Annotated in this window: 13 protein-coding genes and 1 other RNA gene; 6 read left to right on the top strand and 8 right to left on the bottom strand. The window is 32.8% G+C overall.

Annotated features, from left to right (window positions below; all coding sequences use genetic code 11):
• Positions 1 to 7: 7 nt before the first annotated feature.
• Both deoD and ITJ86_RS11675 read left to right on the top strand, forming a co-directional pair.
• Positions 8 to 706 carry a purine-nucleoside phosphorylase gene (gene deoD, locus ITJ86_RS11680; protein ID WP_195871818.1) on the top strand — a complete coding sequence of 233 codons (699 nt, stop codon included), beginning with the start codon at positions 8 to 10 and terminating at the stop codon, positions 704 to 706.
• A 94-nt stretch (positions 707 to 800) separates the two neighbouring features.
• On the top strand, positions 801 to 1,313 hold the full coding sequence (locus ITJ86_RS11675; protein ID WP_195871817.1) for a SixA phosphatase family protein: 513 nt from the start codon (positions 801 to 803) through the stop codon (positions 1,311 to 1,313).
• Here ITJ86_RS11675 and ITJ86_RS11670 read toward each other — a convergent pair.
• Positions 1,299 to 2,084 (bottom strand): DUF6503 family protein, encoded by a 786-nt coding sequence (locus tag ITJ86_RS11670; protein WP_195871816.1) that lies wholly within the window; start codon positions 2,082 to 2,084, stop codon positions 1,299 to 1,301. The two genes, ITJ86_RS11675 and ITJ86_RS11670, sit on opposite strands and share 15 nt — an antisense overlap.
• Positions 2,085 to 2,178: 94 nt before the next feature.
• Between ITJ86_RS11670 and ITJ86_RS11665 the strand changes: the two genes are divergently transcribed.
• Together ITJ86_RS11665 and lpdA are read left to right on the top strand one after the other, a co-directional pair.
• Entirely contained in the window at positions 2,179 to 2,733 is a 555-nt protein-coding gene (locus tag ITJ86_RS11665) for a DUF1572 family protein (protein WP_195871845.1), read from the top strand.
• 145 nt (positions 2,734 to 2,878) lie between these two features.
• Positions 2,879 to 4,255 (top strand): dihydrolipoyl dehydrogenase, encoded by a 1,377-nt coding sequence (gene lpdA / locus ITJ86_RS11660; RefSeq protein ID WP_195871815.1) that lies wholly within the window; start codon positions 2,879 to 2,881, stop codon positions 4,253 to 4,255.
• 146 nt (positions 4,256 to 4,401) lie between these two features.
• Here lpdA and ITJ86_RS11655 read toward each other — a convergent pair whose 3' ends face one another.
• The 5 genes from ITJ86_RS11655 to ITJ86_RS11635 form a co-directional block, all read right to left on the bottom strand.
• Complete coding sequence (locus ITJ86_RS11655; RefSeq protein WP_195871814.1) at positions 4,402 to 5,037, bottom strand: porin family protein; 636 nt, start codon at positions 5,035 to 5,037, stop codon at positions 4,402 to 4,404.
• 182 nt (positions 5,038 to 5,219) lie between these two features.
• Positions 5,220 to 5,702: an outer membrane beta-barrel protein gene (locus tag ITJ86_RS11650; RefSeq protein ID WP_195871813.1), complete on the bottom strand. Its 483-nt coding sequence runs from the start codon at positions 5,700 to 5,702 to the stop codon at positions 5,220 to 5,222.
• Positions 5,703 to 5,799: 97 nt separating this feature from the next.
• Complete coding sequence (gene aroQ, locus ITJ86_RS11645; protein WP_195871812.1) at positions 5,800 to 6,222, bottom strand: type II 3-dehydroquinate dehydratase; 423 nt, start codon at positions 6,220 to 6,222, stop codon at positions 5,800 to 5,802.
• 170 nt (positions 6,223 to 6,392) lie between these two features.
• Positions 6,393 to 6,935 (bottom strand): hypothetical protein, encoded by a 543-nt coding sequence (locus ITJ86_RS11640; RefSeq protein ID WP_195871811.1) that lies wholly within the window; start codon positions 6,933 to 6,935, stop codon positions 6,393 to 6,395.
• 270 nt (positions 6,936 to 7,205) lie between these two features.
• Complete coding sequence (locus ITJ86_RS11635) at positions 7,206 to 7,706, bottom strand: outer membrane beta-barrel protein (RefSeq protein WP_195871810.1); 501 nt, start codon at positions 7,704 to 7,706, stop codon at positions 7,206 to 7,208.
• A gap of 217 nt (positions 7,707 to 7,923) precedes the next feature.
• On the opposite strand from ITJ86_RS11635, the gene xerA reads away from it, so the two are divergent.
• Positions 7,924 to 8,832 carry a site-specific tyrosine recombinase/integron integrase gene (xerA, locus tag ITJ86_RS11630; protein WP_195871809.1) on the top strand — a complete coding sequence of 303 codons (909 nt, stop codon included), beginning with the start codon at positions 7,924 to 7,926 and terminating at the stop codon, positions 8,830 to 8,832.
• A gap of 226 nt (positions 8,833 to 9,058) precedes the next feature.
• A complete protein-coding gene (locus ITJ86_RS11625; RefSeq protein WP_195871808.1) occupies positions 9,059 to 10,243 on the top strand; it encodes a sensor histidine kinase in 1,185 nt (394 codons plus the stop codon).
• Between the two features lie 142 nt (positions 10,244 to 10,385).
• Here the strand turns inward: ITJ86_RS11625 and rny are convergent, their stop codons facing one another.
• Positions 10,386 to 11,963 carry a ribonuclease Y gene (gene rny, locus ITJ86_RS11620; RefSeq protein WP_195871807.1) on the bottom strand — a complete coding sequence of 526 codons (1,578 nt, stop codon included), beginning with the start codon at positions 11,961 to 11,963 and terminating at the stop codon, positions 10,386 to 10,388.
• 105 nt (positions 11,964 to 12,068) lie between these two features.
• Positions 12,069 to 12,216: non-coding RNA, 6S RNA (gene ssrS, locus ITJ86_RS11615), on the bottom strand.
• Between the last annotated feature and the right edge of the window lie 42 nt (positions 12,217 to 12,258).

The following is a 12,258-nucleotide window of genomic DNA, read 5'->3' as shown; positions in this document are numbered from 1 at the left end:
TTGCATTATGAGTGTACACATTGGAGCAAAAAAAGGCGACATCGCAGAAACTATATTATTACCTGGAGATCCATTGAGAGCCAAATGGATTGCTGAAACATTTTTTGAAAGTCCAAAATGCTTTAATGAAGTTAGAGGTATGCTTGGCTACACAGGCACATACCAAGGTAAACGTATTTCTACCATGGGAACTGGTATGGGAGTACCAAGCATCTCAATTTATGCTAACGAACTTATTACCGAATATGGTGTAAAAAACCTTATTAGAGTTGGTAGTGCAGGTTCGTATCAAAAAGACGTAAAAATTAGAGATGTTGTTTTTGCAATGGCGGCGTCCTCTAACTCTGGCGTTAACGAGTCGCGTTTTGGTGGTGCTAATTTTGCTCCAACAGCAGATTTCGGATTATTTATTAAAGCGGTAGAAGCTGCACGTGCTAAAAACATTCCTTTTAAAGCAGGTAACATTTTATCTTCAGACACTTTTTATGAAGACACAAAAGAAGCGTATAAAAAATGGTCAGAATTTGGAGTGCTTTGTGTTGAAATGGAAGCCGCTGGTCTCTATACGGTTGCTGCGAAGCACAATGTAAACGCACTTGCCATTCTAACTATTTCAGATTCATTAGTTACAGGCGAACACACCACAAGTAGTGAACGTGAAACCACTTTTAAAAGCATGATTGAAATTGCATTAGAATTGGCATAAGGTCACTATAATTTTATCCAATTGTAGTAACTATTACATAAATAGCACCTTTACTCTAGAAATAGTACCTTAGCATCAACTAAGCTATTCCATTATGAAGAAATTAATTCTAATTACACTTATTTCAGTTTTTGTAGTTACATCTTGTAATCAAAAGTCAAAAACAGAAAAAGACATTTCTACTTATTATCTCATAAGACATGCTGAAAAAGATAGAACCGACAGCACTAATCGCAACCCTAATCTCACCGACGTAGGTCTTGTACGTGCCGAGAATTGGGCAAAACATTTTGAAGATCTTAAGTTTGACGCTATATATTCTACCGATTACAATAGAACAAAACAAACCGCTTTACCAACTGCAAAAGCCAATAATTTAGAAATTGTTTTCTACAATCCTTCTGATTTACAAGTTGAAGCCTTTATTGAAAAAACTAAAGGCAAAACCGTATTAATTGTTGGTCATAGTAACACCACGCCAAAATTTGCAAACAGTTTATTAGGAGAATCTAAGTACGACGACATGGCGGATAACAACAATGCTAGTCTCTATAAAGTTACGATATCAAAAAACGGTAAAACTTCTGAAGTGTTAGTTGTTAACTAAATCGACTTTTACATTTTCGAGTTCTATTTTAGAAAGCAAGTCTAACTGATTGTCTTCAAAGCTTTTTCCTAGATGCTCAAGTGGAATAGATACGTCTTTAGACTTGTAATTATTGTAATCTACAAAGCGTAATCCGTTAACATAACGTTCGTTATAAGCTTCTCTAAATCGCAGACCTATACCATCTTTTTCTGCATAGGAATAGGCTAAATAATCGACCTTAAATGTCTCTTTGTTTACCCAATACACAAAAATATCATCATGGTCTTCTCCTCCACCCAACTCATCAAAGGTTACCTTTATTTTGTAGTAATCCTTATTTTTAATTTTTTCACTTTCTAAACGCGTTTTATTTACAGCCTCATCATTTAATCCGTACGGCAAAACTGAAAAATAGTGTACCGAATTTACAGACGCTGAATATAAATTAGCAATAGAATCTTCAAGTTTAACAAAGGCATCGTTATGGTAACGCTCAAAACCTACATTACTTAACATATCAAAGATAGAATCCTTATCATTCACTAAAACACGTACTAAAAGAAATTCATGATTTTTACGTAATGCTTGATAATACGTATCTCTAAATTCAAACTTTAAACTCGACTTTTTAAAGCGTTCACCACCCGAAACATCTATAGATTTATCAATAATTTCATCTGCTGTTAAGACCTTCGGGCTTGTTTCTACTGCTATTGATGTATTTTTAGTGTTCTCGTTTTTACAACTAGAAAGCAACACCACGAACAAGATAATTATATAATTTTTCATTTCTGAATTCATTTATAAATAGTAAATTAGTAAAAGTAGAAATAAGTTTGCAGAAGAATCATAAAATGAACTTAAATGATTATTAAACTTCAACATTTTGAATAGTTACCTCACAAGTACGATAAAACAATTTGAATACTACAAATCACTTGGCGACAAAACGATTATGCAGTTGTCTTATGATGATTTAAAAAAGGAATTTGCTCAAGACTCAAATTCTATTGCCATAATTGTGAAACATCTTGTTGGTAATATGCTGAGCCGCTGGACCAACTTTTTAACCGAAGATGGCGAAAAAGAATGGCGACAACGCGATCAAGAATTTATTGACAATTTCCATTCTAAAGAAGATTTATTACAAGCCTGGAACGACGGCTGGAATTGTTTATTTTCCGCTATTAAACCCTTATCTAAAACCAATTTAGAGCAAATTATATATATTAGAAATGAAGGTCATTCTGTGACCGAAGCCATTAACAGACAAATGATGCATTATGCCTATCATGTCGGACAAATTGTGTTTATAGGAAAATTAATAAAAGGGGAACACTGGCCATCGTTGTCCATTCCAAAAGGGCAATCAAAAGTTTATAATAAAGACAAGTTTCAACAAGATAAAAGCTTGAAACATTTTACAGATGAGCTTTAAATTACAGCCGTAATTCTCAAGTTATTGGCTGTAAAAATCAACTAAAAGTAAGACAAATTAAATTTAAAGGTTTTGGATTTTGGGATTTTCTTTTCGGAATTCGTTATTTTTGTAACTTCAAAAAATTCAATAAAAAAACTTTCTCATGAGTAAATACGATATAATAGTATTAGGAAGTGGTCCAGGTGGCTACGTAACTGCAATTAGAGCATCGCAATTAGGATTTAAAACAGCTGTTGTAGAAAAAGAAAGCCTTGGTGGTGTGTGTTTAAATTGGGGTTGTATTCCAACAAAAGCCCTTTTGAAATCTGCTCAAGTATTTGAATACCTTAACCATGCGGAAGATTACGGACTTAAAGTTTCTGGTGCTGAGCACGATTTTGAAGCTGTTGTAAAACGTAGTCGTGGTGTCGCTGAAGGTATGAGTAATGGCGTAAAATTCTTAATGAAAAAGAATAAAATAGACGTTATTGAAGGTTACGGAACCCTAAAATCTGGTAAGAAAATAGATGTAGATGGAACTATTTATTCTGCTGATCATATTATAATTGCTACAGGTGCGCGCTCGCGTGAGTTACCAAGTTTACCTCAAGATGGTAAAAAAGTCATTGGTTACAGAGAAGCTATGACCCTGGAGAAGCAACCCAAAAAGATGATTGTTGTAGGTTCTGGAGCCATTGGTGTTGAGTTTGCTTATTTCTACAATGCTTTAGGAACGGAAGTTACTATTGTAGAGTACTTAGATAAAATTGTACCTGTTGAAGACGACGAGGTATCAAAGCAATTAGAACGTAGCTTTAAGAAATCTGGTATTAAGATTATGACCTCTGCAGAAGTTACTTCTGTAGATACATCTGGTGCTGGTGTAAAAGCAACAGTAAAAACTAAAAAAGGAGAAGAAGTATTAGAAGCTGATGTTGTATTATCTGCCGTTGGTATTAAATCTAATATCGAAAACATAGGCTTAGAAGACGTTGGTATCGCTGTTGATAGAGATAAAATCTTGGTTAACGATTTCTACCAAACTAACATTCCTGGTTATTATGCCATTGGTGATGTGACTCCAGGACAAGCATTAGCACACGTTGCTTCTGCCGAAGGGATTTTGTGTGTAGAAAAGATTGCAGGTCAGCATGTAGAAGCTTTAGATTACGGCAATATTCCTGGTTGTACTTATTGTTCACCAGAAGTTGCAAGTGTTGGTTTAACTGAAGCACAAGCAAAAGAACAAGGTTTTGATATTAAGGTTGGAAAATTTCCATTCTCAGCATCAGGAAAAGCAAGTGCAAGCGGAGCAAAAGATGGCTTTGTTAAAGTAATATTTGATGCCAAATATGGCGAATGGTTAGGTTGCCATATGATTGGTGCTGGTGTTACTGATATGATTGCCGAAGCTGTTTTAGGTCGTAAGTTAGAAACTACAGGTCATGAAGTACTAAAAGCTGTGCATCCTCACCCAACGATGAGTGAAGCAGTTATGGAAGCTGTTGCTGCCGCGTATGATGAAGTGATTCACCTTTAAGCTAGAAGCTAGAAGCTAGAAGCTAGAAGCTAGAAGCTAGAAGCTAGAAGCTAGAAGCTAGAAGCTAGAAGCTAGAAGCTAGAAAAAATAAAAAAGTTCCGGAATTATCCGGAACTTTTTTTTTGCTATTAATTAAGTTGACTGAATTAGAACATGAATCCTAGACCAACTTGTAAAACTTCGTTTTTACCATCTACATTTTCAAAAAGTGTATCGTCTTTAAAGATACTCGTTAATCCCATGGTGTAACGTGCACTTACAAAAAAGCCACTATCAAACTTATAAGATGTACCAAGTGCTAAACTGGTGTCAAAATCCTTAACATAAGAATCATCTTCATCTATTTCAACATCTCCACCATCTGCGTTGGGTTCAGAATCAAATTCTTCATGAATTTTGAATCCAAATTGTGGCCCAACTTCAACACTTAATCCTTTAATTAAATAGGCTTTTAATAATAATGGCACTTGTATGTAGTCTAATTGATATTCTACATCTTCACTAGTGTCAAATATTCTATCTTCACTTTGAACAATATCAAATCCTTGACCTGAATAAAATAGCTCGGGTTGGAATGAAATTCTTTCTGAAAGTGGTAGCTCTGCAATTAAACCAACATTGAAGCTTGTTCTTGCATCGACATCTTCAAAATCATCTCCAGTTAGTTTAGAAAAGTTAACACCTCCCTTTGCTCCTAACTGAACCGCTTTAGAATCTGATTGCGCATAAACTGATGTTAATGCAAACAAAAATGCTCCTGTTAAAACTATTATTTTTTTCATAATTATCATTGTTTTTATTTGGGTTACACCAACAAATCTAATAGTCTAAACAGCAGTAATAACAAGGCTTAACAGCAGTTTAACAAGCTTTAGTTTTTAGGCAAAAAACAATCGGAAAAGTAAAACACGTAGCTCAACTCTATTGCTGAAAAGATTAACTCATATGTGTAAAAAAGATGAATTTACAATTTGTAGCCTACTCCCAAAAACAAGCCATTTGGTGTTATTTCTTCAAAACCTATGGTGTATTTCATGTGTAGATCTAAACTTGAAGTTAGATTATATGCAAATCCTAAGTCTGCCCTAACCTTAAGTTTGGCATTAAAAAAATCGAAGAAATAATTAATACTTGGACCAACGAGAACATTAAAGCTTTCATTAATATTATACTTAAAATATATAGGAGCGTTTAAAAACTTAAAATCACCAAGTCTAATATACAGTAGTTCGGGTTGAAGGTTAAAACCATTTTCTATTTCAAAATCTGCAAAAATACCTGCATAAATTCCTATTTGCACATCTGTATCATCACCAAAATTAGCTTCTTCTACGTTATAAAAGGTTAAATTGAGTCCACCTTTAACACCAAAATCCGTTTGCGATTGAGCATTAACAGAAGATATTAACGCAATAGTAATTAAGAGTATTTGAACTGCATTTTTCATATAAAACAATTTAATAATTCGCTAGTAAATACAACTATAGAAACCTATTCAGTTTTTGAGCTGAATCCTGCTAGCGTTCGAGAAAACTGAAATGAATTTAAGATGAGATAAAACTCTCTATCGCCAACTCATAACTTTGCAAACCAAAGCCTAATATGACACCTTTAGCATTGGGAGAAATATAAGACTGATGCCTAAACTCTTCTCTAGAGAATGTATTAGAAATATGAACCTCTACAACCGGAGTTGTAATAGCTTTAATAGCATCGCCTATTCCTATGGACGTGTGTGTATAAGCTGCTGCGTTTAAAATAATACCATCATAAGAAAAACCGACCTCCTGAATTTTATCAATGAGTTCACCTTCTATATTAGACTGAAAATGCTCTAAAGCTACATTTGGGTATTTTTTTACAACCGTATCAAAAAACTCCATAAAGGTTAAATTACCGTATATATTGGTTTCACGCTTGCCTAATAAGTTAAGATTAGGACCATTAATGATAATTAATTTTTTCATGGTTTATATATATTGTTTTTTATGAGCACGGATTGTTTACTCATGAAACCGTGGCATAAATATAATAGTTTTGTTTTTGGCTCTAGTGATTTAGTAAATATATTAAAATATGCGCATAAAAAAACCGAAGCTAGCGCTTCGGTTTTTTTATAAAATAAATTCTTACTAGATTAGAAATGTAAAGCGAAACCTACACGGAATTCTAAGATACCTTCATCTGTAAAATCCTCATTCATAGAAAGGTTATATCTTAAACCTGGCTCAATAGAGATGTTATCAGCAACAAACCATGCATAACCACCTTGAAGACCAATCCATAATGGAGTTTCATCACCAAATACATCATCACCTGAAGCACCTGTTAAATCAACTTGTACTGGAAATTGACTAGCAATGTAATATTTTGCACCTAACTTGTAACTAAACGAAGAAGCACCATCAAGATCATTATAACCTAAACCAACTTTAACTGCTAAATCATCCATAACAAAATAACCAGCTTCACCACCTAAAGACCAAACTGTAGTATCATCAACTGAAAATAAACCAAAACCTGTATTGGCTGTATGACCGTAATCTCCAGCACCAAAACCAGTGTTAGCTTCTACTAACCAAGATCCTTTTGACAAAGCACTTCCAGTAGCTTCTTCTTGTGCACTTACACTTGTAAATCCTAATACTGCAACTGCAGCTGTAAACAATAATTTTTTCATAATTTGAGTTTAATTTTTTAATTAAATTGGTCGGCAAATGTAGACTTTAGTTCTATAATGAAAAACCTCTTTTATGTTAAAACTTTATGTATTTCATCGATATTATTAACTATTGAGCAGTAAAAATAGATAATTAGCTCATTTACAAAAGGTAAGAAATAGAAGGTAAAATTACATTTAGAAACAAATATTTTACTGAAATAGTAGCTAACCTATAGACAAAAAAAAGAGAGGCCATTGCCTCTCTTTTTTTGTTTATTGTTTCAAAAACTATAAACCAAATTCAACACCTAAAGAAAGTGCATCGAATGAACCACCATCTCGGCTTATCCCTTTATATGCTATTACAATATCTAAACTCTCAGTTATAGCATATTGTACTTTTGGAGCATAATAAAAGCCACCGTCATTGCCATCTGGGCTAATTCCAATAGCATAACCTAAGTCTAACCCAATAATAAACTTCTCAGAAGCACTAAAACGTGCAGCTCCTCCAATTGGTAAAAAACCGAAATCATCATACTCTACTGTCCCAAAAAAAGGAATTTCTTCTTCACTACCAAAGTAATGATGATAACCAGCAGCTAGACCAACATTAAATTCTTCCGATACTTCCCATAAATAATTCACATCTAAATTAACTCCAAACGAAGAAATATCTCCAGCATCACCCATTGGCAAAGCCGCACTTAAACCACCATTAAAAGATTGTGCATTTACACTAGCAAATGAACACACCGCTAAAGCAGCACATAAAAATAATTTTTTCATAATAATAAGTTTTAAATTGATTACTACAAACTAAAGCCTTTTTTTTTTAATATAAAAATTTCACCATATAGTTATTAACAATTTTATGCACTTTTTAAAATAACACTCTTATTATTAGATTTTTAAATATTAAGTTATTAACAATTTCACATTAAAACACGAAGAAATACGTCGTGTTTTTTAGTAAAACTAATACGGTAAATCACTATTTTTAACCATGAAATGGCAACAAGCAATAACGGATTATACACATTATTTAAGCATAGAACGTGGATTATCGCATAACTCTATTGAGAATTACAGTTATGATATTAAAAAATTAATGCAATACACTAAAGACCAATCTATTAAAGTCTCACCTGTTTCTATAGATACAACTACTGTTAAAGAGTTTATTTATGCGGTTTCAAAAGATATAAATCCAAGATCGCAAGCACGTTTAATTTCTGGACTTCGTAATTTTTTTGATTATCTCATTTTTGAAAATTACAGAACAACCAACCCTTTAGATTTAATTGAGTCACCGAGAATAGGTAGAAAATTGCCAGATACCTTATCGATCTCTGATATTGATAACTTAATAAGTGCCATAGATTTGAGTTACCAATATAATGGTGTTAACCTTGGTGAACGCAATAGGGCTATTATAGAAACCTTATATAGTTGTGGTTTACGCGTGAGCGAGTTGATTGATCTAAAATTATCAAATCTATTTTTTGAAGAAGGTTTTATAAAAGTGACAGGTAAAGGCGATAAACAACGCTTTGTACCTATTGGAGATACCACTCAAAAATTTATTAATATTTGGATTGGCATTAGAAATCATATTGATGTGCAACCAAACTCTAAAGATATTCTCTTTTTAAACTATAAAGGAAAGCAACTCACAAGAGCCATGATCTTTACGATTATTAAAAAGCTGGTGGAAAAGACAAACTTAAACAAAAACATATCTCCACACACGTTTAGACATTCTTTTGCTACGCATTTGTTAGAAAATGGTGCCGATTTAAGAGCCATACAAATGATGCTCGGCCACGAAAGTATAACAACAACCGAAATATATATGCACATCGATCGCTCTCATTTAAGTGAGGTTTTAAATAAATTTCACCCGAGAAAATAGGAATAAATAACTGATTTGAAACACTTAATAAATTAGCTACATTCATTAGATGTATTACCAGATTTAGCTATAATTTTTAATGGAATCAGTGAAATTCACTTTCTTATAACACACTTGCATTTACTTGTATTTTAAATAGAATTTTGTTCTAAAAAAATAGTCATAATCAGTAAAAAAATATGTGACAACCCCCTAATTCTAGTGTCTTATTTTGAAAATAACACCTATGAAATTTCCTGGAATAAATTTAATCAACTACAACTCAGCAAATAACAAAAATAAAAATATTTTAGATGGTTTTACTGAAGTGCACAAAAACGAAATAGCTTTAGAAATCTCTAATGTTGGTGTTTGGGATTGGGATATAGAAAATAATAAAACGTTCTATTCTGAAGAGTTTAAAAATATTATAAATTTTTCTGGTAAAGAATTTCAAGATACACCTAAAGCTTGGAGAGACAGAATACATCCAGACGATATCGAAGGATATTATAAAAAAATGAATCTACACTTAAAGGGGCAAATTGAGGTCTATGAACATGAGTATCGCGTATTAAGTAAAAAAGGCCGATACAAATGGATCTTGTCTAAAGGAAAAGTTGTAGAAAAAGATATAAATAATAGACCTATACGTGCCATTGGAACCATTATAGATATCACGACTATGAAACGACGTAAAGATTTAATAAAAAAGAATCTTCAGGTTATGAGTAGTGAGAATAAAAGACTTCAAAACTTTACACATATTGTATCTCATAATTTAAAAACTCATATTGGTAATTTTAATAGCATTCTTCAATTTTATGATGAAGCAAATGACGAAACAGAAAAAGCTGAACTTATTAATCATTTAAAATCAATTTCAGAATCCTTAACTACAACGATTGTAGATTTAGACGATATTATTAGCATAAAATCTAAAGCCAATTTAAACCAGTATAATGAGCATATCAACTTACATAGTTGTATCAATAAAATCACGCAAAGTTTAACATTAGATATTACAAAAAACGATGTTACCATTCACAATGCCTTAAGACAAGATGAAACTTTATTTTCAAACAGGTCTTACTTAGAAAGTGTGTTTTATAATATCATTTCTAATGGTATAAAGTATGCTGATCCTAATAAAAAATCTCAAATCATTATTCAATCGATTCATACAAAAGACACTATTAAAATTTTAATTTCGGATAATGGAATTGGTATAGATACTTCAAAGTACAAAGATCAAATATTTGACATGTATCAGACCTTTCATGGCACCGATAGAAAAGACTCTAGAGGTATTGGACTCTATATTACAAAAACTCAAGTTGAAGCCTTAAACGGTAAAATTGAATTAGAAAGCAAGCTTAATGAAGGTACTGCATTCATTCTAACGTTTAATAAACAAAAAGAACGCGCTTAAGTATAACTTAAGTCACTATTAGTTTGACTTCTTCTGGAATAACTATCCTAAAATAATATTTATTATTTCATCTTGAGTCAGAAAATTGGCATAAAAAAATCCGGTACAAAACCGGATTTTAATTATTTATATGTAATTCTAATTATTTCGCAATATTCACTGCTCTAGTTTCTCTAATTACAGTCACTTTTACTTGACCAGGATAAGTCATATCCGTTTGAATTTTTTGAGAAATCTCAAACGACAAACTTGCTGCTTTATCATCGGATACTTTTTCACTTTCTACAATAACACGTAGTTCTCTACCTGCTTGTATAGCGTACGCTTTCTTTACCCCAGTAAATCCAAAAGCAACATCTTCTAGGTCTTTTAAACGTTGAATATAAGAATCTAATACTTGACGTCTTGCGCCTGGTCTTGCACCAGAAATAGCATCACACACTTGTATAATTGGCGACAGTAAGGTTGTCATTTCAATTTCATCATGGTGCGCTCCAATGGCATTACAAACTTCTGGTTTTTCACCATGTTTTTCTGCCCATTGCATTCCTAAAATAGCGTGTGGTGTTTCAACATCTGTTTCAGATGATGGTACTTTTCCAATATCGTGTAATAATCCGGCACGTTTTGCTAACTTCGGATTTAACCCTAATTCTGCAGCCATTACACCACAAAGCTTAGCAACTTCACGAGAGTGTTGTAGTAGGTTTTGTCCGTAAGACGAACGGTATTTCATACGACCTACCATTTTAATCAACTCAGGGTGTAAACCATGAATTCCTAAATCGATAACCGTACGTTTACCAACTTCTATAATTTCTTGCTCTATTTGTTTCTCAGTTTTTCTGACAACCTCTTCTATACGCGCAGGGTGAATACGACCATCCGTTACCAACTTATGTAAGGATAAGCGTGCAATTTCACGTCTAACAGAATCAAAACAAGATAAGATAATTGCTTCTGGTGTATCATCTACAATAATCTCAACACCTGTTGCGGCTTCAATAGCTCTAATGTTTCGACCTTCTCTACCGATAATACGACCTTTAACATCATCAGATTCTATATTAAATACAGACACACAGTTATCAACGGCTTCTTCTGTTCCAATACGTTGAATAGTATTTATAATGATTTTCTTCGCCTCTTGTTGTGCTGTTAGTTTAGCTTCTTCAACATGATCTTGTATAAAAGCCATTGCATCTGTTTTGGCTTCTTCTTTTAGCGATTCTACCAACTGACTTTTTGCTTCCTCAGCAGATAAAGACGAAATTACTTCCAATTGCTTTATTTGGCTTTTGTGCGCCTTTTCTATTTCTTCTTGTTTTTTATCTAAAAACTCTAATCTAAAATCATAGTCTTTTATTTTATCTTCAAGCGATTGGTTAGATTTTTTAGATTTACTAAGTTCATTAGAAATTTGAGATTCTTTATCTCTAATGCGTTTTTCGGCTTCAGCCATTTTTTTATCTCGAGAAAAAATCACCTTTTCATGCTCTGATTTTAACTCAATAAATTTTTCTTTAGCCTGCAGTATTTTATCTTTCTTTAACGATTCTCCATCTGATTTTGCCTGTTTTAAAATAGATTTAGATTCGCTTTCTGCATTTGCAATAATTTTTGAAGCTTTTCCTTTTTCCAAAGATTTAGCTATAAAGTATCCTAGTAGTACCCCTAATATTACTCCTCCAACAATATACAAAATTGTGTTAGTGTCCATGTTTAATGTTTAGTTTTGTGAAGCTATTTAAACCTTTTCTTTTTGCGGTAAGTTTAAATCACTTCAGTGTATAAAAAAAGCCTACATCAGGTATCGGTTTTGTATAAACTCCTTAAAAACAAGTTTAGGGCTAACAAGCTGATCAAAAATCCGCCTGAGATACTGTCTTACTGAAACAAGTTCAGCACAGGCAGCACTAGCGGCACGATTTTACAACTTAAACTCACCCTTTTTAAAGAATTGATTGTTGAGTTTATCAAAAAATGTAACTAATGTAGGCAGTAACCTTATGTAT

This window comes from Winogradskyella marina, assembly GCF_015645385.1.
GTDB classification, from domain to species: Bacteria; Bacteroidota; Bacteroidia; order Flavobacteriales; family Flavobacteriaceae; genus Winogradskyella; species Winogradskyella marina.
Note: the sequence above shows the minus strand (reverse complement) of the source record. Positions and strands in the feature narration are given on the sequence as shown.